Below are 25,323 nucleotides of genomic sequence, written 5' to 3'. Positions count from 1 at the left end.
GCCGGAAATGGGCTAGGCGCCCAGCACCGCGAGCGCCTCGTCCACACTGTCCACCAGGAAGATCCGGTCCTCCATGGCACGTCCGGCCGCCAGCCGCTGGAGCATGGGCCACGCGGGATACTCGTACTCCCAGTGCTGCCGCCCCACCAGCACCATCGGCGTCACGGCTTCGCGCGCGCTGTAGTAGTTCTCGCAGGCGTCCTGGAAGATTTCCTGCACGGTCCCGGCCGCGCCCGGCAGGAAGATGATGCCGCCGTCGCACAGTTCCAGCAGGATCGCCTCCCGGATGGCGTTCGCGAAGTACTTGGCGATGTGGGTGGCAAAGTAGTTGGGCGGCTCATGACCGTAAAACCAGGTGGGGATGCCCAGCGACGGGGTTCCGCCCGGATAACGTTCGACGACGGCGGCCGCCTCGCGTGCCCACGCGGACACCGAGGGGCGGAAGCCGGGGACGGATCCAAGCCCGGCCAGTGCCGCCGTGAACTCCGCAAGCGGAACGTGGCTGAGATAGGCGCCGAGGTTCGCCGCTTCCATGGCACCGGGGCCGCCGCCTGTAGCGACCCTCCGCCCGCTCTGCGCCAGGAGCCTGCCCAGCTCGGCTGCCTGGGTGAAGTCCGGGGTGCCCCGCTGGGCGGCATGGCCGCCCATCACGCCCACAGTGGAGCGGCCGGCGTGGAGGTCCGCGTGTATGAACTCGTCCAGGGCGTCGCCGATGGCGTGGTCATGCAGCGCCGAGGCCAGGGTGGCGTCCAGCCGGTTGCGCTGCCCCGGGATGATGCTCCACTGGTACACCAGGGCGTCAGGCAGCTCCTCATAGGGTGAAGTTTCCAGGCCGGCATACAATTCCTGCGGCGTGTAGAGCCGGGCCCGGTAGGGATCGAACGGCACACCCTGCAGCCTGGGGAAGATCAGTGCGCCGCGCCGACGAAGCCCCTCTTCCACGCCCTGGTCGAAGGTACACCCCAGGAAAATGGCACCTTCCACGTCCAGGGTTTCCAGCGCCGCGTTCCGGCCACGCAGATCCAGGGACTGGGCGTGCCAGCCGTGCATGGCCACCGCGCCAGCGGCGACCAGCCGGTCGAAGGCCTCCAGGCTCTCAACCTCTAGGGTCCGCGGGCTGGGGACCAGGCCACCGGAGGGGTTCACGCCGGGGACCTAGCGTGCCGCTCCGGCTGCGCCGGTGACGTACTCGTCCAACCGGGCCAGCGTCTTTTCAATGCTGACGGGGTGGCGGCGCAAGTAACCTGCCAGCCGGAGGAAGACCTTGCCGCGGACCTCCCTGGCGTCCCATTGTTCGATGACGCGCGTGCCGGCAGCACCGTCCGCGCCGGTGGCCGGTTCGAGGATGTAGCGCCAGACATGGCCGTAGAAATGGCGCCAGGCGATGCGCCGGCCCTCCTCGAACTCGGAGACCGTGTTCAGGATCTTGTAGTCCACGGCCATGTTCATTTCCATGCCGAACCGGGCGCCGAGGCCCAGCCGTTCCGGGCCGCGCGGCTGGGCGCCCTTCACCGTGCCGGAACCGTCGATCGCACTGTGCAGCGCGGGCGTGGCCAGGACTTCAAAGATCACTTGGGGGGGAGCGGCGATGAAGCGTTCGCGGGAGACGAGGTATCGGTTGTTCATCCCCCCAGCCTAGGACCACAGGCACGAATGGAGGGACGCCCGCCAGTGGCAGCCTTGACCTCCAAAATTCCGCTGATATTATCAACTAAGGCAGTATGTCCTATCAAGCGGACATATCAGGACATGGATGTCCGCCCGAACCTCGGGCGGGCACCAGGGTCCGGCATGGAACGAGGAGTATTTAGTGGCGAATCAACTTGGTCTCATCATCGACCGTTCCTCGCCCGTGCCCCTGTATCACCAGGTGGTCCAGGGCATCGAGAACGCCATCCATAGCGGAATCCTGGAACCCGGCAGCCGGCTGGAGAACGAAATCGATCTCGCGGCCCAGCTGAACCTGTCCCGGCCCACCATGCGCAAAGCCATGGACGAACTGGTCCGCTCGGGGCTGCTGGTCCGCAAGCGCGGCGTGGGCACCCAGGTGGTCTCCAGCCAGGTCCGCCGCCCCCTGGAGCTCTCCAGCCTGTTTGATGATCTCTCCAACAACGGCAAGAAGCCCACCACGCAGGTGCTGACTTTCTCCCACATGGAGGCCGACGCGGCGACGCTCGCCACCCTCGAACTGCCCGCCGGTTCCAATGTGTACCACTTCACCCGCCTGCGGAAAGTGGGCGGCAAGCCCCTGGCCCTGATGGAGAACTGGGTCCGGGACGACATCGCCACGATGGACGAATCCATGCTTGCCTCTGAGGGCCTCTACGCCATTCTCCGCCGTGGTGGCGTGAACTTCCGCCTTGCCTCGCAAAGAATCGGCGCCATGATCGCCAACGACTATCAGGCGGGCCTGCTGGAGGCTGAGGTCAATTCCGCGCTGGTCACCATGGAACGCACCGCAACAGACGACGCCGGCCGCCGGGTGGAAACCGGACACCACGTGTACCGGGCGGATTCGTACAGCTTTGAAATGACACTCGTACAGCGATAGCGCAAGGAATACATTAATGACTAACTGGGTCTACCCCCTGGGCAGCGCCGCCGACGGCGCTTGGGACATCTCTCTCGGAACCTCCGATTCAACCCTGGCCGTGGACGGCTGGGCCCATACGGGCCTGAAGGTGGCCACCCTAACTGCAGGGGCCGCCGTCGTTCTCCCGGCAGCGGACGAGGAGCGCATAGTGGTTCCGCTCAACGGCTCCTTCACCGTCGCCGTGGACGGTGAAGAGTATGTCCTGAAGGGGCGGGCGTCCGTGTTCCACGGCCCCAGCGACGTGCTGTACTCGGGAACGGGCCGCGCCGTCACCATCAGCTCGTCCGACGGCGGACGGGTGGCGGTCGCCACCGCGCCGGCGAAAGCCTCCTATCCCACCCGGCTGGTTACCGCGGCGGAGACGCCCGTGGAACTCCGCGGGGCCGGCAACTGCTCCCGCCAGGTCCACAATTTCGGTACGCCCGCGGCCCTCGAAGCTGACCGATTCATCGTGTGCGAAGTCCTCACTCCCGCCGGAAACTGGTCCTCCTACCCTCCGCACAAGCACGATGAGGAGAAGGACGGCGAAACGAACCTCGAAGAGATCTACTACTTCGAAACGCAGGTGGCTGCCGGTTCCGGGGCACCCGCCGACGCCGATGCCATCGGCTACCAGCGCGTGTACGCCTCGGATGAGCGGCCCATCGACGTCGCGGCCGAGGTCCGCACGGGCGACGTTGTGCTGGTCCCCTACGGCTGGCATGGCCCCGCTATGGCAGCCCCGGGCTATGACCTGTATTACCTGAACGTGATGGCCGGCCCCGGCCCCGTCCGTGAATGGCTCATCAGCGACGACCCGCACCACGGCTGGGTCCGCCAAAGCTGGGACGGCCAGGACATCGATCCCCGGCTGCCGTTCGGCGGGTAGAGATCAAGCTCTGGTGATCAAGAGAATGTCCCTCCGGAACGGATTCCGGAGGGACATTTTCATGGCAGCGGTACGCTCACCTGGCTACGCTCATGGCCACCCTGACCGGGACACCAGTAGCCAGTGATTCCTGGGCGGCGTCAGCCACGCGGGAAGCGGCCACAGCGTCTTCCGGGGTGCAGGGGTTCCCGCGCCGGCCCAGGATCAGCTCGACGAACGCGGCCATCTCGGATCGGTACGCCTGGTCGAAGCGTTCGGCGAAGGTCCGGTGGGGTTCCCCGGCGGGGAACCCGATCCCGGCTTCGGCCGACGCCATGGCCGTTTGTTCATCGAGCCCAACCATCAGCGAACGGCTGGAGCCCTGGATTTCCAGGCGGACGTCGTGGCCGGCGCCGTTGTAGCGGGTGGCTGAGACGGTGCCGACTGTCCCGTCGTCGAACGTGACCAGGGCCAGCGCCGTGTCCACGTCGCCCACGGCGCCGATGGCCGGGTCGCCGTTGTTGGAGCCCTTCGCATAGACCTCCACAATCTCGCGGCCGGTCAGCCAGCGCAGGATGTCGAAGTCGTGGACGGAGCAGTCGCGGAACAGTCCGCCGGAGCTGGCGAGGAACTCCACGGGCGGCGGCGCCATGTCGCAGGTGACGGCGCGCAGGGAATGGACCCACCCCAGTTCGCCCGCCTGGTAGGCACGCTTGGCCTCCAGGTAGCCGTGGTCGAAGCGGCGCTGGTGGCCTATCTGCACCACGCCGTTGTTGTCGCGGATGTAGTCCAGCACCGGCAGGGCATCCGCCACGTTCATGGCCACAGGTTTTTCGCAGAAGACCGGGATTCCGGCGTCCACCCCCGCCTTGATCAGCTCTGGGTGGGTTCCGGTTCCCGTGGCGATGACCAGCCCGTCCACGCCGGCGGCGATGAGTTCCGCCACCGAGGGCACGAAGCCGGCACCGAGGCCGGCCGCAATCCCTTTGGCGTGGTCCTCGGCAACGTCGGTGAGCAGGAGCCTGACATTGATGCCCTCGGGGTTGAGAACTCCGTTGAGCGCGGCGATGTTGTTCGCGTGCATGACGCCGATGCGCCCCACTCCGACCAGACCGAGAATGACGTCCTTCATAGTGTTCCTTCCGTTGAAAACGTTATAGTGGCCGGCACCGTGAATGCCGTCCGGAAGGCCGCAAGGGCTGCCTCGTCGTCGCTGCTGGCCCAAGCTTCCATACCCACCGTCCCCTCGTAGCCTGCGTCCGCGAGCGCCCTGGCCACGGCCGGGTAGTTGATCTCCCCGGTTCCGGGTTCGCAGCGGCCCGGTACGTCCGCCACCTGGACTTCGCCTATGTGGGGCAGCGCGGTCCGCACAAGCTCGATGAGGTTCCCCTCCCCCAGCTGTGCGTGGTAGAGGTCCAGCATGAGCTTCACGTTGGGGTGACCGACCGCTTCCACGAGCGCCAGGGTGTCCTTGGCCCGGGCGAGCGGAATGCCGGGGTGGTCCAGGATCGTGTTGAGGTTCTCCAGGCAGAACGTCACCCCATACTTCGCCCCCAAGTTGCCGAGTCGCTCCAGCGTCCGCGCCCCGGTGCTCCACATTTGGCCGGTGGACCGGTGGAGGGGGCGGGCGGCCTGGCCATCGATGAGCTCCGCGGAGTGCACCACCATGCGGCTGACGCCAAGCTCCAGGGCTGTGGGAATCAGCGACTCGGCCGTCCGCACCACGTCGTCGGCCGTGGCGGGGTCCACGAGGCTGCCGGAGGTGTACCCGGTCATGGAGGAGAACACCGCGCCGGTGGCCTTGAGCGCGGCCAGGTCCTTGCCCCTGGAGTCCCACATCTCGACGTCGAACCCGGCGTCGTGGAGCCGCTGCACCCGTTCCACAAACGGCAGGTCCGTGAAGACCATTTCTGCACAGACGGCCAGCCGCATCAGACGCCCGCCTGAGCGACGTCACGCCGCGCCAAGGGGGCAGCAGCCACAGCCACCGGACCGCCCTGTTTGACCGATTCGATGCACGCCAGCGCCATGGCCAGCGCACGGCGGGCGTCTGCGGCCCCGGGAGTGAGGGTGAAAGCGCCCGACGGCGGCGGTGTGCCGTCACGCTGCGCCCGAACCGTGGCTGCGAAATCGGCGAGTTCGTCCGTGTAGGCCTGCCGGAAGAGTTCCACGTTGAGGCGCGGGGTTTCCGCGGACAGTCCCTCCGCCGTGTAACGCCGGGCCGCCGTCCCGGTGGCACGGCCGGCCTGGACCATGCCCTTGGAACCGAAGACCTCTCCGCGGATGTCGTAGCCATAGAGGGCACTGAAGTTTGCTTCCGCCACGGCGATGGCGCCGTTGCTGTAGCGGATGGTCACCACCGCGGTGTCCAGGAAGCCCTGATCGCGCAGCGCCGGTTCCACGAGGGCGTCGGCCACGGCATAGACCTCCACCGGCTCGGCGCCTTCGTTGAACCAGTTCAGGGTGTCGAAGTCGTGAATCAGGGTTTCCAGGAAGACCGTCCACGCGGGGACCCTGGCCGCGTTCGGGATGCTGCCGTTGCCCGGATCGCGGGTCAGCGAGCGCAGGAGCTGCGGCTGCCCGGCGATGCCGGCCGCAAGGTCTTTCTTGGCGGCCTGGAAGTCATCCGCATAGCGTCGGTTGAAGCCGATCTGGAAATGCACCCCGGATTTTTCAACGGCGGCAAGCGCGGCATCGAGTTCTTCCAGGCTCTGGCCCGCAGGCTTCTCGCAGAAGACGTGCTTCCCCGCGGCGGCAGCCTGGGTGATCAGGGCGGCGTGGAAGCGGGCCGGGCTGGCGATGACCACGGCGTCGATTTCCGGATCGGCCAGGATGTCCGCGGCGTCGGCAGTGACCTTGGCTGTGCCCAGTGATTGGGCAAGGGTCTGCGCGGATTCCACATTGGGGTCAGCGATGGCAGCGAGGATAGCGCCTGGGACCCGGCGGGCGATGCTTTCGGCATGGAACGCCCCCATCCAGCCGGAGCCGATGAGCCCGACTTTTACGGGTGCGGGGAGTCCGCCGGAGTGCTGTTCGATGTAGGCCATGGGCCTGTCCTTTCGGTGGTCAGAACAAATATGAATCAGAGCCGGGCGGTTTCCTCGTCCGCCAACGTCTCTTCGCCTGGGAACACCACGCCCAGCTGGCGGCGGATTTCGTCGGCAACGTCCAAGGTTCGGATGGACGCTGCCAGGGTCCGCTGCCACGCCTGCGTCTGCCCGGCGGCCACGGCACGGGCCACGGCAGCGGCTTCGTAGTGCAGTCCCTCGAAGTGGCCGCCGGCCGGTTCCTCATGGCGCAGCCGGGGCCCGTCCGGGAAGCGGACTTCGAAGCCACCGGGCATGTTGAAAGGCCCGTCGATAGTCAGCGTGGCTTCGGAACCGACTATCGTGGCGGACGTAGGCGTGAAGTTGTGCACGTGCGTGTTCACCACGGCCTGCGCGCCGCCGGCGAACTGCATGATGGCGGACAGCTGGGCGTTGACCCCGGATTCGTGAGGCTGGCCCATGGCACGCAGCTGTTCCGGCAGGCCCAGGACCTCGGTGACGAGGGCCATCGGGTACGTGCCGAGGTCCAGCAGCGGGCCGCCCGCCAGCGCGGGATCGAAGATCCTGTGGCTGCGGTCGAAGTGTTCGCCGTATTCGGCAAAAATCGTGGTGACGGTGCCCAGGGTCCCGGCGTCGAGGATCTGCCGGATCACGTCGAACTTGGGCAGGAAGAAACTCCACATGGCCTCGGCGGCGAACACACTGGCGGCCTCGGCGCGCTGGGCGATGTCCCGGGCCTGCGCCGCGTTGAGGCCGATCGGTTTCTCGACCAAAACGTGTTTGCCGGCGTCGAGGGCGAGCACCGCGGCCTGGTGGTGGAAGTTGTGTGGCGTGCAGACGTAGACGATGTCGACGTCCGGGGCGGCGGCCAATTCCGCATAGCTACCGTAGGCGGCTGGCACGTCGAAAGCATCCGCGAATGCCTTGGACCGGCTGAGCGAACGGGACCCGACGGCAACAATCACCTGGTCCGTGTGTGCCTGGACGGATTCCGTGAAGCGTTCGGCGATCCAGCCTGGTCCCATGATCCCCCAGCGCAGCACCGGTGCATCCCGGGAACCGGGCACGCGGGAAACCGGCAGGGCAGAGATGCTCATGAGTAGCTCACTTTCGTGTAGGCGCTGTCGCTGTGCAGGGACTGGATCATGGCTTGGGCAACGAGCGAGGCGTTGAGGCCATCCTGCGCCCCGGCCGAGGGTGGTTGTTCCCCCTGGGCCAATGCTGAGATCCACGCTTGCAACTGCAGCCGGTACGCGTCGGCAAACCGCGGGCGCCAGTCTGCGGGTATCGCCGTCTGACTGAGACCCGCCTGCTGGACCCCCAGCAGTACGGAATTCTTCAGGCCGGTGGTGCCCCGTTCCGAGACAACCTCGCAACTCGTGGTGTAGCCGTACTGGGCGTTCAGGAACAGCTCCAGGGTGGTCACCGTGCCGTCGGCGGTGCGGAGCATCATAAAGGCCGGGTCCTGCAGGCCGCCGTCGGCATGGCGTGAGCTCCGCCCGGCCTGCCATGACACTTCAGTGATGGGAGAGTCCAGCAGCCAGGGAATAATGTCCAGCTCGTGGATCGCCGAATTGGTGATGGCCGATTCCGAGGTGGTGCCGGGGCCCGCAGCAGCGTTGCGGCTGGTGCAGTGGACCATCAGGGGCTCACCTTGGACCCGGTCCTGCACGGACTGGCGCAGGGCCACGTAGCCGGGGTCGAAGCGCCGCATAAAGCCCAGTGAGAGCAGCGATGCGCCAGTGGCGGCCACAATATCGGCGTCCGCCGCTACCACCTCAAGGCTCTCCAGGAGTGTGGGTGCCATTGGCTTTTCGCACAACACCGGGGTCATCGCCTCGAAGCATTCCAGCACCAGCCCGGCGTGCGTGGAGTCGTGCGAGGCCACCACGACGGCGTCCACCTCGCTTGAATTGATCAGCTCGGAGGGATCGGTGGTGATGCGGGCGGCCAGTGGCGCAGCGGCCGCGGCACGGCCGGCGTCGATATCTGCCACATAAGTGACTTCAGCGCCGCCGATAGTGGTGGAGAGATTCCTGATGTGGTCGGCGCCCATGATTCCGGCGCCGATGACGCCTACCCGGATCGGCATGTTGGTCCTTTCCTGTCCATCGTGATTCTGCACGTCATTTGATGGCTGCCCATGGCAAGGCAGGGCCCCGCCGGCAGTCCGCCGGAGGGCCCCTTCGGCCGGCGCCTGTTAGGTGTGTCTTGGGGAGCCTGCCTGGAAGGCATCTGCGACGTCGGCCACGTCCGCGACCTCCGCCTGGACTTCTTTGACGATGTCGCTGTGGCCGCCGAGTTGTTCGAGTTCGTGGGCGAGTTCGGCGAGTTCGGCGCCGCCGGCCATCTGGGCGGTGAGTTCGTCGAGGGTGATGTCTTTCTTGTCGTAGTAGCCGATCGACTTGCCGCGTTTGAGCAGCAGGAACCGGTCCCCGACGGGGAAGGCGTGGTGCGGGTTGTGGGTGATGAAGATGACCCCGAGGCCGCGGTCGCGGGCCTGCAGGATGTAGCGCAAAACCACACCGGACTGCTTCACGCCCAGCGCCGCCGTCGGCTCATCCAGAATCAGGACCTTCGCGCCGAAGTACACGGCCCGGGCGATCGCCACACACTGGCGTTCACCGCCGGAGAGCTGGCCGATGGGCTGCTCCACATCGCGCAGGTCGATGCCCATCTCGGCGAGTTCCTGGAGCGTGATCTCCTTCATCTTCTCGACGTCCAGGCTCTTGAACGGGCCAAAGCCGCTGGTCAGCTCCGAGCCGAGGAAGAAGTTCCGCCAGATCGGCATCAGCGGCACCACCGCGAGATCCTGGTAGACCGTGGCAATGCCGGCGTCCAGGGCGTCACGCGGGGACGTGAATTTTCGTTCCTCGCCCATGATGTTCAGGACCCCGGCGTCGTGCTGGTGCAGGCCGGCGATGATCTTGATCAGGGTGGACTTACCGGCGCCGTTGTCGCCCAGCACGCAGGTCACGCGGCCGTTGTCCACGGCCATGGTGACCTCGCTCAGGGCGATGATGTTGCCGTAATGCTTGCCTACTGCCTCGAGGGAGAGCAGGTGGACGGGGGTGTGGGTGAGGGGATCTTTTTCGTTCTGGAGCAGCGTTTGCTGGTCGATCTCTTTGGCATTCATTTTCCCGGGCCCCTTTACTTGAGTTCCGCGCGGCGCTTGACGATGAGGTTGACGATGGTGGCCAGCAGCAGCATCAGGCCCAGGAAGAACTTGAACCAGTCCGGGTTCCACTGGGCGTAGACGATGCCCTTGTTGGCCATGCCGAAGATGAACGCGCCGATCGCGCCGCCCACCGCGGACCCGTAGCCGCCGGTCAGGAGGCAGCCACCGATGACCGCGGCGATGATGTAGAGGAACTCGTTGCCGATGCCTTCCCCGGACTGGACGGAGTCGAACGCGAAGAGGTTGTGCATGCCCAGGATCCAGCCGCAGAACCCGACAGCCATGAACAAACCGATTTTGGTTTTGTTGACCGGGACGCCGACGGCACGGGCGGCGTTCGCGTCGCCGCCGACGGCGAAGATCCAGTTCCCGACCTTGGTCCTCAGCAGGATCCAGGACGCGACCGCAACCAGGCCGATCCAGATGAACACGGTGATTTTCACGTCCACGTCCCCGATCGGGACGGAGGAGGCGAATACGGCCTTCGCGGACGCGAAGCCGTCCATGTCCGAGATCGACGGGGAGGACACGGATCCGCCGATCAGCCGGGTCAGGCCCAGGTTCAGGCCGGTCAGCATCAGGAACGATGCCAGGGTCACGATGAAGGACGGGAGTTTGGTCTTCATCAGGATCAGGCCGTTGATCAGCCCGATCGCCAGGGACACCACCAGTGCCAGGGCCACGCCGACCCAGACGTTCGTGGCGAAGTACCAGGAAAACATTGATGCGGTCAGCGCGGACGAGATCACCGCGACACCGGTGGAGAGATCGAATTCCCCGCCGATCATCAACAGCGATACCCCGACGGCCATGATCCCGATCGTGGAGCTGCCGTAGAGCACGGTCGCGAACGCGTTGGGCTGGATGAAGGTCTGGGAGACCGAGGCGAAAAACACGAACAGCACGATCGCCCCGACCAGGGCGCCGACTTCCGGGCGGCCCAGGAGCTTCTGTAGCGGATTGCGTTTGCCGACACGTTCATCAGTGACCGGCGGCGGTGTCTTCGACGGCGGTGTCTTGGAAATGGTCTGGGTCATGGTGCTTCTCCTACTCCGGGCCGGGTTCCGGGCCCCGCAAGGGCCCGGAACCCGGCTCAAAGGATCCTTAGCGGATGCCTTCTTTGGCGAATTTGAGTGCGTCAGCCGCTGCGGCCTTGCCGACGATGGACGGGCCGGTCAGTACCGGCTGGCCGCCGCCGATCTCGAACCCGCCACGCTTGTTCTGCCAGATCGCATCAATCGCCCCGTACCCCTGCAGCCACGGCTGCTGATCCACGGTGAAGAGGATCTCGCCGTCGGCGATCTTCTGGGCAAGCTCGGCGTTCATGTCGAAGGAGGCCACCTTGGCCTTGCTGCCGGCCGAGTTGACGGCCTTCAGGATGGTGAGTGTGAAGGGGGCGCCCAGGCCGACGATCGAGTCAGCGTCCGCGGTGGCCTGCAGCTTGGCGGTCACGGTGGAGGACACCTGGGTCATGTCGGTGCCGGCGACATAGAGGATTTCCGTTGCGGTCAGCTTGTCCTTGACGCCGGCGCACCGGGCTTCAAGGCCAACGTGGCCCTGTTCCTGAATGACGCAGATGGGGTGGGACAAACCCTCGCTCTGGAGCTTGTCGCCAACAGCTGCACCGGCCAGCTTTTCATTCGAGCCGAAGTGCGTAAAGGCACCGAGCTGTGCCGAAACCGATTCGCCGGCATTGAGGCTGACTACGGGGATGCCGGCTTCCGTGGCCTTCTGCAGGGCGCCCTTAAGCGCATCGGGCTTGGCCAGGGTCACTGCTATGCCGTCGACGTTCTGGTTGATGGCCTGCTCGATCAGCTGGGCTTGCCGGCCGCCCTCAGGATCGGACGTGTAAAGCAGCTCCACGTTGTCCTTCGCCGAGGCCTCCTCGGCTCCCTTGCGCACGATGTCCCAGAAGGTATCCCCCGGGGCCGCGTGCGTGATCAATGCGATCTTCAGCTTCGGCGTGGACACAGCCTGGCCTGCGGCGCCGCCCCCGGCGGCCTCGGGAGCCTTGCCGCCACTGCTTGAACACGCGCTCAGGGCCAGCATGGGCACCACAGAGGCCACGAGGGCCGCCTTACGCCACGAAAACTTCGTCACGAGTTATCTCCTTTGATCCGGGCCCCTCGGCGCTTCGCTGCGCCAGTCAGTCGGCCTTCTACAACGATCATGGTGACTCAATTCACATAAGTCAATAGTTTGTCCTGACATTAGGATGTTTTTACGTAAAACAACCAGTGGGTGACTGTAAATCTCGGCGTCGGCTTCGACCAAGCTGGCTCCGCCGCGCCCGCCGCTGGAGAGTGCCACGTCAGGGGTGAGGGTGCCCGGACTGGCCCCTCAGGGGCGCCTTTCCCCGGCTGCACGCCCGCGCCTGACGCCGGGCACGCAAAAGCCCCTTCGAGCGGCTCAAAGGGGCTTCTGCGCCAGCAGGGCAGGTCAGGGGGCCGGGCTGCCAGCCAGGGCTTTAGTGCCGGCAACGTGCTTGAAGTAGTGCTCCACGTCTTCCAAACTCTTATCCTTGGTCTCCGGGACGTACTTGGCAGCAAACGCGATGGCGCCCACCCCCAGCACCGCGAACACGAAGAATGTGCTGGACAGGCCGATAGCGGCGAGTAGCTGCGGGAAGCCGAAGCCCACCAGGAAGTTCACGATCCACAATATGAATGCCGACGCTCCCATCCCGAGACCACGGATCTTCAGCGGGAAGATTTCGGACAACATGAGCCAGGTGACCGGCGAAATGGCACCCTGCTGGAAGGCCAGGAAGGTGACGGTCAAAGCCAGAATCACGAAGCCGCGGCCTATACCTTCGGGCAGGACCAGCGAGAAGAAGCCGATCAGCAGCAGGGCGGCCGTTGTACCGATCTGGCCGGTGATAAGCATCTTTCGGCGGCCCACCTTGCCAAGCAGCCAGATCCCCACGAAAGTTGCCAGCACGGAAATAACGCCGTTGGCGATGTTGGCGGTCAATGCGGCCTCCCGGCCAAAACCGGAATCGGCCAAAATCTGGGTTCCGTAGTACATGATCGAGTTGACGCCCGTGATCTGTTGGATGACAGCCAACCCGATGCCGACGACGAAAATCCGGCGGAGCCAGGGAATTCCGAGGTCCTGCCAGGAACCCATCTTGGACTTGTAGTCCTCAACGGCCATCGCTTTGACTTCTTCGAACTCGGCACGGGCCTCCGTCTGGGACCGAATTCGCTGCAGCACGCTGAGGGTTTCGCCGAAACTTCCCATGGAGGCCAGCCAGCGGGGGCTTTCCGGCATGAAGTTCATCCCGACCCACAGCGCGATCGCGGGCAAGGTGGCGATGACAAGCATCCACCGCCAGATTCCACCGGCCTCACCAAAGGTGTTGCCGAGATACGCGTTGAAGATGAAGGCCAGCAACTGCCCGGTGACGATCATCAACTCGTTCTGCGTGACGATGCGCCCGCGCAGTGCGCTGGGTGAAACTTCAGCCAGGTAGACAGGGACAGTCACGGACGCACCGCCCACGGCCAGACCCAACACGAAGCGTGCTGCAATCATGAACCCGGTGCTTGGCGCGAACGTGCAAGCCAGCGTTCCGATCAGGAAGATGATGGCCAGAACCATGATCATCTTCCGGCGCCCGTTGCGGTCTGCGAGGCGGCCGCCGAACAGTGCACCAAAGGCGGCACCGAACAGGAGCGAGGACGTCACCAGGCCTTCGGTCAGAGGCGTCAGCCCCAGATCTTCCTGCATGTAGGGCAGCGCCCCGTTGATGACACCGGTATCGTAGCCGAACAGCAGGCCCCCGAATGTCGAAATAATGGTGACCGTCCGCAGTGCGCGTTTGTGATTGACGGTCGGTTTCCGGGCCACGGCCGGTGAGGCCCCCGGCGCCGTCATACGCTCGCCTTCTGGATATGCTCCTTCATGGTCGCCAGTTGGTAGCGCGACACGTCCTTTGCGTTGTCATCTTCGGCGAAGACGCTGGACACCATAACGGTGTTGTCCTTATCCAGGAAGCCGATTTCCTTGAGCCCGCCGAAGAACTCGTCCCAGTTGACGTCGCCGTCGCCGATCTTCAGGTGCTGGTGCACACGCACGGCATTTCCGGGCGGGTTGGTGATGTAGCGCAGGCCGTGGGAGGCGTGGTGGTCCATGGTGTCCGAGACGTGGACCAGGCGCAGCCTGTCCCCGGCGGCCCGCATGATCTCCAAGGGCTTGTTGCCCATGTGGAACGAGTGCGAGGCGACGTAGACCATCCCGATGTTGGGCGAGTTGATGCCGCGGATGACGCGGATGGCGGCCAGGCCGTCTTCGACGAAGTCGTCCGGGTGCGGATCGATCAGGATGTCCAGGCCTTCACGCTCGATGATCGGCAGCAGCTCTTCCATGGAGCGGTAGAAGGCGCGCTCTGACTCTTCGGCCTTTTCGGGGCGGCCGCTGAATTCAGTGTTCATGGTGCTGACGCCCAGGTCCACGGCAATTTGGATGGCGCGCTTCCAGTAGCGGACCGCCGCCTCGCGGGCGTCCTCGTCCGGGCCGGACCAGCGCAGAACCGGCAGGATGGACGCGATTTCGACGCCGGCGTCCTTGCATGCCTTGTTCATCTGAGCCACGAGCTCGTCGTCGGCTTTGGGGTGGTTGTAGAACGGGATCATGTCCGCGTGCGGGGTCAGCTGCAGGTACTTGTAACCGAGATCGGCGGCGATGTGCGGAAATTCCAGCAGGCTGTGGCTGTGGTGGAACGGGGTGGGATCCAGGGCGATTTTCATGGTCACTCCTTGGTAAATGCGTCATTGATCTAGAGTTTTTGTCCAGATAATGCGCCGAGAAGGATCTCAAAGCCGCATTATCTGGACAAAAACTACGGGAGCGGGCGGGGCTGTTAGCTGTAGAGGTCCGGCTTGGTGTTCAGCCGGACCTTGACCTTTTCGCCCGACTTCTGGGCCTCGACGCCGGCTTCGCAGCAGGCGGCGGTAGCGTAGCCGTCCCAGGCGGTAGGTCCGCCGATTTCGCCACGGAGCGCCGCGTCCACCCAGGACTGGATTTCGACGTCGTACGCCGCGCCGAAACGCTCTTCGAAGCCGGGGGTTACGTTGCCGCCCCAGTGGCCGGCGCTGCGGGTATACAGGCCCTTGTCGCCGCCGATGTTCACGATCCCATCCTCGAAGGAGGCCTGGGTGGCCACCTCGTAGCCGAACTTGGCGTTGACGAAGATCTCCACGTCGGCCAGGACCCCCGTCTCGGTCTCGAGCAACACGTGCTGGGGGTCGTGCTGGCCGGCCGGGGCGTTCCGGGTGGCCTTGCCGAGCCGGACCTGGACGGAGGTGATTTCCTCACCGGTGAAGAACCGGATCGCGTCGAATTCGTGGACCACGGAGTCGTTGATCAGCATTTCGTTGGTGAAGCCCGGCGGGGTGGTGGGGTTGCGGTGCTGGTGGTGGAGCATCAGCAGCTCGCCGAGGTCGTGGCCATGGATAAGCCGGCCCAGGGCCGCGTATTCGGCGTCGAAGCGGCGCATGAAGCCCACCTGGATGCGCTTATGGCCCAGCTTTTCCTCTGCCTGAACGATCTTCCAGGCTGATTCGACATCCGGGGTGAGCGGCTTTTCGCAAAGGATCGGAATGTCCTTGGCGAGGGCCTTCAGCAGGATGTCCTCATGCAGGAAGCCGGGGGTGGCGATCAGGACGGCGTTGACGTCCCCGTTGTTCAGGGCCTCGTCGGCGTCGGCCAAGGCGACGGCGCCCGGAATGCCTTCGATGGCGGCCTGGGCGCGGGCGAGGTCCACGTCCACGACGGCGGCAACTTCGGCGCCGTGGATGCGGGTGTTGAGCCGCTGGATGTGGTCTGCGCCCATCCGGCCGGCGCCGATCACAGCGACGCGAAGAATGTCAGTCATGATTCTGTCCTTTGATTCAGTGAGCTTTAGTTGACGGCCGTGCGGGAGCCGCAGGAGAGCAGGTAGTTCCGGGTGCGTTTAGCGATTGGCATCGGCACGTCGAAGGATACGGGGTACATATCCTGCTCCACAATGCCGAAAATGGGCCGGTTCAGCGCCTCGACGGCTTCAATCACGGCGCGGAGGTCCGGCAGTCCGCTCGGCGGCTCGGTCATAACGCCGGCCAGGTTCGCGGCGGCCCAGGTCATATTTTCCGCGTTGACCTTCTTCAGGATCTCCGGGTTGATCTGCTTCAGGTGCAGGTAGCCGATCCGGTCCGGATAATTCTTGATCAGTTCCAAGCTGGAGGCCCCGCAGTATTCCGCGTGACCGGTATCCAGACACAGGTTCAGGTACTCCGGGTCGGTCGCGGCGAGGAGGGTCTCGATGTCCTGCTGCGCGCCGACATGAGAATCGGCGTGGGAATGGAACTGCTGCTTCAGGCCGAACTCTTCGAGCAGGGTCTTTCCCATTCGGTTGTGCCCGGCAAAGAGATCCTCCCACTGACGGTCGTTGAGTTCGCCGCTTTCGACCGCCTCGCCAGTGACATCGTCGCGCCACATCGCCGGGATGACAACGATGTTTTCTCCACCCATCGCAGCGGTGAGTTCGGCGACCTTTCGGGCGGGTTCCCACGCGGCGTCGTACTCTCTCCCGCCGCGGTGGAAAGCGGTAAACACGGTGCCGGCGGTGACCTTCAGGTCGCGCTGCTTGAGCTCCTCGGCGAGCCGTGCGGGGTCGGACGGAAGGTAGCCGTAGGGGCCAAGTTCAATCCACTTGTAGCCGGATTCGGCCACTTCGTCGAGGAACCGTTCCCACGGGGTTTGTTGCGGATCATCCGCGAACCAGACACCCCAGGAGTCAGGCGCGGTGCCGATGATCAGCTTGTTCTCTATTTCAGTCATGACGGCGTCGTCTTTCTTGTTGTCCCGGCAGCAGCGGTTAGTTGGAGGGGAAGTTGTACGAGGCACCCGAGGCATGGGTGGGCTCGGGCCAGCGCGAGGTCACAACCTTGCCGCGGGTGTAGAAGGAGACGCCTTCGGGGCCGTAGATGTGCTTGTCACCGAACAGCGAGGCCTTCCAGCCGCCGAAGGAGTGGTAGGCCACCGGCACGGGCAGCGGCACGTTGATGCCGATCATGCCCACGGTCACCGAACGCTGGAACTTGCGGGCGTTGGCACCGGAGGAGGTGAAGATCGCGGTGCCGTTGCCGTAGGGGTTGGCATTGATCAGGGCGATGCCTGCGTCCAGGTCATCGACGCGGACCACCACGAGGACCGGTCCGAAGATTTCCTCGGTGTAGGCGGTCATTTCGGTCTTGACGTGGTCGATGACCGTGGGGCCGACCCAGAAGCCTTGCTCGTGGCCGGGGACAACCAGGTCGCGGCCGTCCACCACCATGGCCGCGCCGGCGGCTTCGGCCTCGGTGACGATCTTCACGATCCGTTCCTTGGAGGCGGGCGTGATCACGGGGCCCATTTCGGCGTCGGGCGCGGTGCCGTTGTTGACCTTGACGGCGAGAGCGCGCTCTTCGACCTTCTTGACGATCAGGTCCGCGGCGTCCCCGACGGCGACGGCCACGGAGATGGCCATGCAGCGTTCGCCGGCGGAACCGAAGGCGGCGGCGGCGAGGTGGTCCGCCGCGTTGTCCAGGTCGGCATCGGGCATGATGATCGCGTGGTTCTTCGCGCCGCCCAGGGCCTGGACGCGCTTGCCGTGCTTGGTGGCGGTCTCGTGGACGTACTGGGCGATCGGAGTGGAGCCGACGAACGAGATGCCGTCCACGTCCGGGTGGGTCAGGAGCCCCTCCACGGTTTCCTTGTCGCCGTGCAGGACCTGGAACACGCCGTCGGGCAGGCCGGCCTGCTTCCACAGCTTGGCCAACAGCATCGAGGCGGACGGGTCACGCTCGGAGGGCTTGAGGATGAAGGCATTGCCGGCGGCGATGGCCATCGGGGCCATCCACAGCGGCACCATCACGGGGAAGTTGAACGGGGTGATCCCGGCCACCACGCCGAGCGGCTCGCGGAAGGAGAAGACGTCGATGCCGGTGGAGACCTGGTCCGAGTAGTCGCCCTTGAGGAGGGTGGGGATGCCGCAGGCGAACTCGATGACTTCGAGGCCGCGGCCGATCTCGCCCTTGGCGTCGGAGAGGACCTTGCCGTGCTCGGCGGTGATCAGTTCGGCGAGATCGTCGACGTGTGCCGCGACGAGTTCACGGAACTTGAACAGCACATTGGTGCGCTTGGCCAGGGAGATGTCGCCCCAGGTGTCGGCGGCGGCGCGGGCGGCGGCGACGGTGTTGTCCAGGTCCGCACGGTTGGCCAGCCGCAGCTCCGCCGAGACGGCGCCGGTGGCGGGGTTGTAGACGGGCTGGGTGCGGGTACCAACGCCGGCGGTTTCGGCCCCGTTGATGAAGTGGTTGATGGTGGTGGTGACGGTCGTCGTTGACATGGTGTTGGACTTCCTTCGGTCTGTAGGGGGGAGTTCTAGCCGAGCAGTTTGCGCTGGCGGTTCTTGTGGCCGGTGTAGGTCTTGAAGGCCTGCTGCGTGGAGTCGAGGTCCGAGACCTGGGAGACGGGAACGTCCCACCATGATTCGGAGCTCGGAGCGTCCAGCAGGGGGTCGGATTCAACATGGATCAGGATGGGCCCGCCGCGTTCAGGCGCAGCCTTGGCGTCCCGGATGGCCTGTTCGAGTTCGGCGATGACCTTCTCCCCCGGTTCGATCCGGATCACCTTCACGCCGAGGCTTTCGGCGTTCAGGGCCAGGTCCACGGGGAGGGTTTCGCCTTCGTCGAAGCTGTGCTGCTCCTCGTTCAGCGCCCGGTACTGGGTGCCGAAACGCTGCGAACCGAGGGATTCGGACAGGGATCCGATGGAGGCGTAGCCGTGGTTCTGGATGAGGACCACGATCAGCTTGATGCGTTCGGCGACGGCGGTGACCAGTTCGGTGTGCATCATCAGGTAGGAGCCGTCCCCCACCATGACCACAACGTCGCGCTGCTCGCCACCGCGCGCGGCTTCTGCGAGCGCGGCGCGCTTAACCCCGAGTCCGCCCGGGATTTCGTAGCCCATGCAGGAGTACGCGTATTCCACGTGGTAGCCGAACGGGTCCCGGACGCGCCACATCTTGTGCAGGTCACCGGGCAGTGACCCCGCCGCGCAGATGACGACGTCCGCCGCGTCCATGGCCCGGGACGTGGCGCCGATGATCTCGTTCTGGGCCGGCAGCGGGGTGAAGCGGGTGTCGAATGCTTCGTCCACCGTTGCGTCCCAGCGCTTCTTCTCGGCGGCGATCGCCGCTGCGAGGTCCGCGCCGACGCGGTAGCCGCCCAGGGCCTGGTTCAGCTTGACCAGTGCCTTCCGGGCGTCCGCGACGATCGGCAGGTAGGTGCCGTGCTTGTACGCGTCGATGGCGGCGACGTTGATGTTGATGAACTTTACGTCGGGGTTCTGGAACGCGGTCCGCGAGGCAGTGGTGAAGTCCTCGTAGCGGGTACCGATGCCGATGATCAGGTCCGCCTCGGCGGCGATGGCGTTGGCCGCCGTCGTGCCCGTGGAGCCGATGGCGCCGAGCGAGAACTTGTGGTCCCAGGGCAGGACACCGACGCCGGCCTGGGTGTTGCCCACCGGGATGCCCGTCAACTCGGCAAATGTAGCGAGTTCCTCGTTGGCGTAGGCGTACAGGACGCCGCCGCCGGCGATGATCAGCGGGCGCTTCGCGGCCCGGATGGCCTCGGCGGCGCGGCGGATGTCCTCGTCGTCGGCTTCGGGGCGGCGGATGCGCCACTCGCGTTCGGCCAGGAACTCCTCAGGCACGTCAAAGGCTTCGGCCTGGACATCCTGCGGCAGCGAGATGGTGACGGCACCGGTTTCCGCCGGATCCGTCAGGACCCGCAGCCCGTGGTGGAACGCCGAGAACAGCTGCTCCGGGCGGGAGACCCGGTCAAAGAACTTCGACAGCGGCCGGAACGCGTCGTTGACCGTGATGTCGTAGGCGTACGGCTGCTCGAGCTGCTGCAGGACCGGGTCCGCGGCGCGCGTGGCAAAGGTGTCGCTGGGCAGCAGCAGCACCGGCAGGCGGTTGGTGGTGGCCAGCGCCGCACCGGTGAGCAGGTTCGAAGATCCCGGACCGATCGAGGTGCTGATGGCAAACGTCTGGCGGCGGCGGGTGTGCCGGGCGTAGCCAACGGCCTGGTGCACCTGGGCCTGCTCGTTGCGGCCCTGGTAGTACGGCATGATCGCCGGATCGAGCTGCTGGTACTGCTTCAAAGCCTGGCCGACGCCGGCAACGTTGCCATGGCCGAAGATGCCGAACGTCCCCGGAATCAGCCGCTCCCGGTAGTCCTCGGTGCCGATGCGGTCCACCGTGTACTGCTTGGACAGGTACTCGACGACGGCCTGGGCGACCGTCATTCTGCGTGTTGCTGTACTCATTGGGACGTTACTCCGATACTTTCGCTGATGACTGCAGCACGGGCGACTTGAGCAGTGAGGCGGCGGTGGCGACGGCCCCGGCCACATCGCCATCGTGCGGGTACAGCAGCGTCCGGCCCACGGTGAGGCCCTGGACGCCGGGCAGGGCCAGGGCGGCCTGCCAGCTGGCGAAGACCTCATCCTGGGTGCCTTCCGGGTCCCCGCCGAGGAGCACGGTGGGCAACGTGGTTGCGGCCATGACGCGTTCCATCTCGGCCACCACGGGGAGCTTCATCCAGGTGTAGGCGCTCGTGGAGCCCAGGCCCTGGGCGATCGCGATGGACTTGATGACGGCGTCCGGGCTGAGGTCGTTACGGACCTTGCCGTTCTTCCAGACCGAGAGGAAGGGTTCCACCATGGCGATCAGCTTGCGTGCCGCGAGGGAGTCGACGGCGCGTGCCGTGGCTTCCAGGGCGGAGACGGTGTCCGGGTCGCCGAGGCAGATGCGGGTCAGCATCTTGCCGCCGTCGGCGCCCAGGGCTTCCAGTGCCGCGGCCGTGTGGCCGGTGAAGCGGTCGTCGATTTCGTTCACCAGGCCGGCCAGGCCCCCGCGGTTCATCGAGCCGAAGACGAGCTTGCCTTCCAGTGCCCCCAGCAGGAGCAGGTCATCCATGATGTCCGGGGACGCCAGGACACCATCGACGGCGGGATTTGCCAGGGCAATCTGCAGGCGGTCCAACAAATCGAGGCGGTCCGCCATGGCCACCGGAGCGTTTCCCACGGAGAGGGCGCCGCGGGCCGGGTGGTCGGCGGCAACGATGAAGTTCTGCACACCATACTTCAGCCCCGGATGGCGGCGCCGGGTGGCTGCCGCACGGGCAACTGCGTCGGGATCTTCCAGCCGGAGGGCACTAAGGTGCTGGTAACGGCGGGGATCATCGTTGGCGCTCAAGACGCTGCTCCTTCGGAAACTGTGGTGTGGGACGGTTGTGAAGCGGCGGCACCGGCCAGGGCCGGTGCCAGGCGGCCGCGTTCAGCCAGCAGCGAGGTGACTTCCTCCGGCGTCGGCATGGCGTCGGCGCAGGAAAGGCGGGAGGCCACAATGGCGCCGGCGGCATTTGCGTAATCCAGGACCTGGGCCAGCGGCCAGCCGGACAGCAGTCCGTGGCAGAAGGCTCCGCCAAACGAGTCGCCGGCACCGAGGCCGTTAAAGGTTTCCACCGGGACCGGCGCCGAGACAACGCGTTCGGTGCGGGTTTTAGCCATCACGCCTTCGGGGCCAAGCTTGACGACGGCGATCTCGACGCCAGCGGCCAGCAATCGGTCGGCCTGCTCGTCAGGGGTACCTTCGCCCACTGCGACGGCACATTCCTTGTCGTTGCCGATGGCAACCGTGACGTGCGGCAGGATCTTTGCAACCTCGGCCCGGGCATCCGCTTCGGAAGCCCAGAACATGGGCCGGTAGTCCAGGTCCAGGATGGTGTACTGGCCTTCCTTGAGACCGGTCCGCGGACGCGCTGCATGGGCGGCCAGGTGGGCCTCGCGGCTGGGCTCCTGGCAGAGGCCAGTCACGGTCGACCAGAAGATCCCGGCCTCACGGATGGCGTCCAGGTCCAGCTCTTCGACCTTGATCTGAAGGTCAGGCGCGGTGGGGAAACGCCCGTAGAAGTAGAGCGGAAAATCATCCGGCGGCATAATGGCGCAGAACGTCACCGCGGTGGGCCATTCCTTCACCGGTGTAACGAACGTATCGTCCACGTTGAACTTGCGCAGTTCACGGTGGAGGTATTTTCCGAAGGCGTCGTCACCGGTGCGCGTGATCACGCCTGCCTTGCGGCCATGCCGCGCCGCGGCCACGGCCACGTTGGACGGGGAACCTCCGAGGTACTTTCCGAAGGACGTGACGTCCTCCAGATCCACCCCGATGTCGTTCGGGTAGATATCGACACTGATGCGCCCGATCGTGAGCAGTTCGTGGGTCACGGTAATCGCGGACCTTTCTGGTTTGAGCTCCATACCCTGTACAGCAAGAGCTAGAACTCCGGTTCCTGGCCGGGCCCCCGTGAGCGGGGCCACAACCACTACCTTGCCCTAGAATTATTGTCCTGTCAAAGGTTTGTACTGACATGTTTACAACCTGCATTAGGGGCCGAATTGGCGACCTCGGTATTACTTTCGGGGGACCGCCAGTTCGCCCGTGACGTACTGCGCCCGCCCGAAGCCGAACGACCAGTCGCCGGCGGCATTCTCCACATAGCCGATAAACACGTCCTCACCGGCAATATCAAGTTCCGCCAGTCGGGCAGCAATCGCAGCAAAAAGGGATTGCTTGGCCGCCTGGCTCCGGCCGCCTTGGGTAAAGATCTGGATCATCACCACATCGGCGGTGCGCTCGAAGCCGAGCCCCGCATCCTGGGCGACTATCTGGCCCTGCGGATGCTCCGTGAGGACGTGGAAGTAGTCGCGCTCCGGAATGGCATACTCGGCGAGGATGGCATCGTGGATTCCGCGGCTTAGGCGCTGCAACTGTTCGGAGCTGCGCCCTTGATTAACATCGATTCGAACCAGCGGCATTTTCATCTCCTTGATAGTTTGTCCTGACATACTAACAAACTATCAGGATCGATGGCAAGGAAATTTCCAGGAACCCCTTTCATGCGGGCGAGGTCGGCGGTTATGGTTAACCAATCAAGTAGTTGATCAATGAATTAGTTGATTAGCAACCAGGAAAGGCTTGCACCACGATGAACCCCGACGACGGCACCCTGGACGCAGCCTTTATGGCCCTGGCCGACCCCGTGCGGCGGCGGATCATCGCCCGGCTCAGCCGCGGGCAGGCAACAGTCAACGAATTAGCGGAACCCTTCGCGATCACCAAGCAGGCGGTCTCGAAGCACATCCAGGTCCTCGAGCAGGCAGGGCTCGTCACCCGCAGCAGGGAAGCCCAGCGCCGGCCCGTCCACCTGAATCCCGCACGGCTGGAGGCACTCACAGCGTGGATCGACCAGTACCGGCTGGTCCGCGAAGAGCAGCTCCGCAGCCTGGACGCCGTGCTCAGATCCACTGCCGCCAACGGCGGCACCCACCCCAAGGATCCATCATGAGCAATCCACTGAATCTCACCATTCCTGAAGGACTCCCCTTCATCGACTTCGACCGCGAATTCGACTACCCGGTGGCGGACGTGTTCCTCGCCCACAAGGACCCGGACCTCATCGTCCAGTGGCTCGGCCCGCGCGGCATGAAGATGGAAATCAACCACTTCGATTTCCGGGCTGGCGGCAGCTACAGCTATCTGCACACCGGGCCCGACTGCGTCGCGTACGAATTCAGCGGCATCTATCGCACTGTCCGCGAGAACGAATTTGCCATTCAAACCTTCGAGTTCGGCGGCTACCCCGACGTGGTCAGCATCGAGTTCCTCACCTTCGAGAATCTCGGAGAGGGCCGGTCCCGCGTCCGCGGCCACTCGGTCTACCCCACTCAAGAGGCCGGCGACGGCATGGCCCAGTCAGGTATGGAAGGCGGCATGACCGAGGGCTACGAGCGGCTCGACGAACTGCTCAGCGGCGCCAACGTGCAGCACAGCACCTAAGCGCGGACGACGTGCGGGCCACCTGCAGCCGTCCGGGTCCAGGGGAAAACTGTACGGAATGAGATAGGACGCGTAAACTAGTAGTTGCAGGCGCGTTATTTATTGTTGCACAAGCAGATGCACCGCGCAAACAATTATTATCGATTGTGCTCCGCCTCATGCCGCCAGGCGGCCGGAGCACCCGCGAGAGGAAAGACAGATGGGCATCAAGGACGACGCCGTGGAGGTCCGCGCACAGGGTTGGCGCACCCTGGCGGCGCTGCACGGCATGATCGAGGGTGAGCTGGAACGCTCCCTGCAGGCCGAATCAAAGCTGTCAGTGGTGGAGTACACCGTACTGGATGCGCTCAGCCGCCAGGACGGCTGGCACATGCGCATGCAGCAGCTCGCCCGCGCCACCGCGCTCAGCGCCAGCGCCACCACCCGGCTGGTCAACAGGCTTGAGGACCGTGCCCTGCTGACCCGGATCCTCTGCGCGGACGATCGCCGCGGCATCTACACCGAGCTCACGCCCAGCGGCATCGCACTGCTGGAGGAAACCCGGCCGGTCCATGACGCCACGCTGGAACGGGCCCTGGCGGAGGCCCAGAAGATCCCCGAGCTGGCCGCGCTGGTGGACGCACTCCCGCGGCTCCACGCGAACGCCTAGTCACCGAGCACCCTCGGAGTTTTTGTCCAGGTAATGCCCCGAAATCACCTCGCACAGGGCATTACCTGGACAAAAACTCCAGGGGGTACTTAAACAAGCAACGCGGGGTCACTTACGGCCCATTCCACCGAGTGGAACGGGCCGTAAGTGACCCCGCGTTGTACTTCTTGGTGCTAGAGCGCTGCGTAGACTTCGCGCAGCAGCTTGGCGGTCTCGGACGGCGTCTTGCCGACCTTCACGCCTGCAGCCTCGAGGGCTTCCTTCTTGGCCTGGGCGGTTCCGGCGGAACCGGAGACAATGGCGCCGGCGTGGCCCATCGTCTTGCCTTCGGGAGCAGTGAAGCCGGCAACGTAGCCAACAACGGGCTTGGTAACGTGTGCCTTGATGTAGTCGGCAGCACGCTCTTCGGCGTCGCCACCGATTTCGCCGATCATGACGATCGCCTTGGTCTCCGGGTCAGCCTCGAACGCGGCCAGGGCGTCGATGTGCGTGGTACCGATGACGGGGTCGCCGCCGATGCCGATGGCGGTGGAGAAGCCCAGGTCGCGCAGCTCGTACATCATCTGGTAGGTCAAGGTTCCGGACTTGGAAACCAGGCCGATGGGGCCCTTGCCCGTGATGTTGTTCGGCGTGATCCCAACCAGCGCTTCGCCGGGTGTGATGATGCCGGGGCAGTTCGGTCCGATGATGCGGGTGACCTGCTTGCCGTCGGCGTCAACCGTGGACTGGGCCAGTGCCCAGAACTCGGCGGAGTCCTGGACGGGCACGCCTTCGGTGATGACAACGACCAGGCCGATGCCTGCTTCGATGGCTTCAACCACGGCGTTCTTGGTGAAAGCCGGCGGGACGAAGACGATGGAGACGTCGGCGCCGGTTTCGGCAATGGCTTCCTTGACGGTGCCAAAAACGTTGATTTCGGTGTCGCCGTGCAGGACCGTGGTGCCGGCCTTACGGGCGTTGACGCCGCCAACAATGTTGGTGCCGGCCTTCAGCATCAGGGCGGTGTGCTTGGTGCCTTCGCCGCCGGTGATGCCCTGGACGATGACCTTGGAGTCCTTGTTCAGATAGATAGACATGGT

Annotated in this window: 25 protein-coding genes; 5 read left to right on the top strand and 20 right to left on the bottom strand. The window is 65.1% G+C overall.

What is annotated here, in order from left to right:
- Positions 1–12 precede the first annotated feature (12 nt).
- Both FYJ92_RS03835 and FYJ92_RS03830 read right to left on the bottom strand, forming a co-directional pair.
- Positions 13–1,146 carry an LOG family protein gene (locus tag FYJ92_RS03835; RefSeq protein ID WP_185262677.1) on the bottom strand — a complete coding sequence of 378 codons (1,134 nt, stop codon included), beginning with the start codon at positions 1,144–1,146 and terminating at the stop codon, positions 13–15.
- A 9-nt stretch (positions 1,147–1,155) separates the two neighbouring features.
- Positions 1,156–1,626 (bottom strand): SRPBCC family protein, encoded by a 471-nt coding sequence (locus FYJ92_RS03830; RefSeq protein ID WP_185262676.1) that lies wholly within the window; start codon positions 1,624–1,626, stop codon positions 1,156–1,158.
- Positions 1,627–1,810: 184 nt separating this feature from the next.
- Here FYJ92_RS03830 and FYJ92_RS03825 point away from each other — a divergent pair, with 184 nt between their 5' ends.
- Both FYJ92_RS03825 and iolB read left to right on the top strand, forming a co-directional pair.
- Complete coding sequence (locus FYJ92_RS03825) at positions 1,811–2,551, top strand: GntR family transcriptional regulator (protein WP_185262675.1); 741 nt, start codon at positions 1,811–1,813, stop codon at positions 2,549–2,551.
- A 16-nt stretch (positions 2,552–2,567) separates the two neighbouring features.
- Positions 2,568–3,461 (top strand): 5-deoxy-glucuronate isomerase, encoded by an 894-nt coding sequence (gene iolB, locus FYJ92_RS03820; RefSeq protein ID WP_185262674.1) that lies wholly within the window; start codon positions 2,568–2,570, stop codon positions 3,459–3,461.
- A gap of 76 nt (positions 3,462–3,537) precedes the next feature.
- Here iolB and FYJ92_RS03815 read toward each other — a convergent pair whose 3' ends face one another.
- The 17 genes from FYJ92_RS03815 to FYJ92_RS03735 form a co-directional block, all read right to left on the bottom strand.
- The gene (locus FYJ92_RS03815) at positions 3,538–4,572 is read right to left on the bottom strand and encodes a Gfo/Idh/MocA family oxidoreductase (protein ID WP_185262673.1); all 1,035 of its coding nucleotides are present in this window, start codon (positions 4,570–4,572) and stop codon (positions 3,538–3,540) included.
- Positions 4,569–5,372 carry a TIM barrel protein gene (locus FYJ92_RS03810; RefSeq protein WP_185262672.1) on the bottom strand — a complete coding sequence of 268 codons (804 nt, stop codon included), beginning with the start codon at positions 5,370–5,372 and terminating at the stop codon, positions 4,569–4,571. Before FYJ92_RS03810 ends, FYJ92_RS03815 begins: the two co-directional genes overlap by 4 nt.
- A complete protein-coding gene (locus FYJ92_RS03805; RefSeq protein WP_185262671.1) occupies positions 5,372–6,487 on the bottom strand; it encodes a Gfo/Idh/MocA family oxidoreductase in 1,116 nt (371 codons plus the stop codon). The genes FYJ92_RS03810 and FYJ92_RS03805 overlap by 1 nt, the downstream gene beginning before the upstream one ends.
- A 35-nt stretch (positions 6,488–6,522) precedes the next feature.
- Positions 6,523–7,584 carry a Gfo/Idh/MocA family protein gene (locus FYJ92_RS03800; protein ID WP_185262670.1) on the bottom strand — a complete coding sequence of 354 codons (1,062 nt, stop codon included), beginning with the start codon at positions 7,582–7,584 and terminating at the stop codon, positions 6,523–6,525.
- Positions 7,581–8,579, bottom strand: a complete 999-nt coding sequence (locus FYJ92_RS03795; RefSeq protein WP_185262669.1) for a Gfo/Idh/MocA family oxidoreductase — start codon at positions 8,577–8,579, stop codon at positions 7,581–7,583. Before FYJ92_RS03795 ends, FYJ92_RS03800 begins: the two co-directional genes overlap by 4 nt.
- A 108-nt stretch (positions 8,580–8,687) precedes the next feature.
- On the bottom strand, positions 8,688–9,623 hold the full coding sequence (locus FYJ92_RS03790; RefSeq protein WP_185262668.1) for an ATP-binding cassette domain-containing protein: 936 nt from the start codon (positions 9,621–9,623) through the stop codon (positions 8,688–8,690).
- A 14-nt stretch (positions 9,624–9,637) separates the two neighbouring features.
- Positions 9,638–10,702: an ABC transporter permease gene (locus tag FYJ92_RS03785; protein ID WP_185262667.1), complete on the bottom strand. Its 1,065-nt coding sequence runs from the start codon at positions 10,700–10,702 to the stop codon at positions 9,638–9,640.
- 67 nt (positions 10,703–10,769) lie between these two features.
- On the bottom strand, positions 10,770–11,765 hold the full coding sequence (locus FYJ92_RS03780) for a substrate-binding domain-containing protein (protein WP_185262666.1): 996 nt from the start codon (positions 11,763–11,765) through the stop codon (positions 10,770–10,772).
- 339 nt (positions 11,766–12,104) lie between these two features.
- Positions 12,105–13,544 carry a sugar porter family MFS transporter gene (locus tag FYJ92_RS03775; protein ID WP_255482292.1) on the bottom strand — a complete coding sequence of 480 codons (1,440 nt, stop codon included), beginning with the start codon at positions 13,542–13,544 and terminating at the stop codon, positions 12,105–12,107.
- The gene (locus FYJ92_RS03770) at positions 13,541–14,416 is read right to left on the bottom strand and encodes a sugar phosphate isomerase/epimerase (RefSeq protein ID WP_185262665.1); all 876 of its coding nucleotides are present in this window, start codon (positions 14,414–14,416) and stop codon (positions 13,541–13,543) included. Before FYJ92_RS03770 ends, FYJ92_RS03775 begins: the two co-directional genes overlap by 4 nt.
- Positions 14,417–14,529: 113 nt before the next feature.
- Positions 14,530–15,543, bottom strand: a complete 1,014-nt coding sequence (locus FYJ92_RS03765) for a Gfo/Idh/MocA family protein (protein WP_185262664.1) — start codon at positions 15,541–15,543, stop codon at positions 14,530–14,532.
- 26 nt (positions 15,544–15,569) lie between these two features.
- Positions 15,570–16,487 (bottom strand): sugar phosphate isomerase/epimerase, encoded by a 918-nt coding sequence (locus tag FYJ92_RS03760; RefSeq protein ID WP_185262663.1) that lies wholly within the window; start codon positions 16,485–16,487, stop codon positions 15,570–15,572.
- 37 nt (positions 16,488–16,524) lie between these two features.
- Entirely contained in the window at positions 16,525–18,036 is a 1,512-nt protein-coding gene (locus tag FYJ92_RS03755) for a CoA-acylating methylmalonate-semialdehyde dehydrogenase (protein WP_185262662.1), read from the bottom strand.
- Between the two features lie 35 nt (positions 18,037–18,071).
- Positions 18,072–20,021, bottom strand: a complete 1,950-nt coding sequence (iolD, locus tag FYJ92_RS03750) for a 3D-(3,5/4)-trihydroxycyclohexane-1,2-dione acylhydrolase (decyclizing) (RefSeq protein WP_185262661.1) — start codon at positions 20,019–20,021, stop codon at positions 18,072–18,074.
- Between the two features lie 7 nt (positions 20,022–20,028).
- The gene (locus tag FYJ92_RS03745) at positions 20,029–20,952 is read right to left on the bottom strand and encodes a deoxyribose-phosphate aldolase (protein ID WP_185262660.1); all 924 of its coding nucleotides are present in this window, start codon (positions 20,950–20,952) and stop codon (positions 20,029–20,031) included.
- A complete protein-coding gene (iolC, locus tag FYJ92_RS03740) occupies positions 20,949–21,983 on the bottom strand; it encodes a 5-dehydro-2-deoxygluconokinase (RefSeq protein ID WP_185262659.1) in 1,035 nt (344 codons plus the stop codon). Before iolC ends, FYJ92_RS03745 begins: the two co-directional genes overlap by 4 nt.
- A 186-nt stretch (positions 21,984–22,169) precedes the next feature.
- Complete coding sequence (locus FYJ92_RS03735; protein WP_185263654.1) at positions 22,170–22,574, bottom strand: tautomerase family protein; 405 nt, start codon at positions 22,572–22,574, stop codon at positions 22,170–22,172.
- Between the two features lie 170 nt (positions 22,575–22,744).
- Between FYJ92_RS03735 and FYJ92_RS03730 the strand changes: the two genes are divergently transcribed.
- From FYJ92_RS03730 to FYJ92_RS03720, 3 genes are all read left to right on the top strand, one after another.
- On the top strand, positions 22,745–23,104 hold the full coding sequence (locus FYJ92_RS03730; protein ID WP_185262658.1) for a helix-turn-helix transcriptional regulator: 360 nt from the start codon (positions 22,745–22,747) through the stop codon (positions 23,102–23,104).
- A complete protein-coding gene (locus FYJ92_RS03725; RefSeq protein ID WP_185262657.1) occupies positions 23,101–23,595 on the top strand; it encodes an SRPBCC family protein in 495 nt (164 codons plus the stop codon). The genes FYJ92_RS03730 and FYJ92_RS03725 overlap by 4 nt, the downstream gene beginning before the upstream one ends.
- A gap of 199 nt (positions 23,596–23,794) precedes the next feature.
- Positions 23,795–24,244, top strand: a complete 450-nt coding sequence (locus FYJ92_RS03720) for a MarR family winged helix-turn-helix transcriptional regulator (protein WP_185262656.1) — start codon at positions 23,795–23,797, stop codon at positions 24,242–24,244.
- A gap of 173 nt (positions 24,245–24,417) precedes the next feature.
- On the opposite strand, the gene sucD is transcribed toward FYJ92_RS03720, so the two are convergent.
- Complete coding sequence (sucD, locus tag FYJ92_RS03715; RefSeq protein WP_056346687.1) at positions 24,418–25,320, bottom strand: succinate--CoA ligase subunit alpha; 903 nt, start codon at positions 25,318–25,320, stop codon at positions 24,418–24,420.
- Positions 25,321–25,323 lie beyond the last annotated feature (3 nt).

It is taken from the genome of Pseudarthrobacter sp. NBSH8, from assembly GCF_014217545.1.
In the GTDB taxonomy this organism is placed as follows: domain Bacteria; phylum Actinomycetota; class Actinomycetes; order Actinomycetales; family Micrococcaceae; genus Arthrobacter.
Note: the sequence above shows the minus strand (reverse complement) of the source record. Positions and strands in the feature narration are given on the sequence as shown.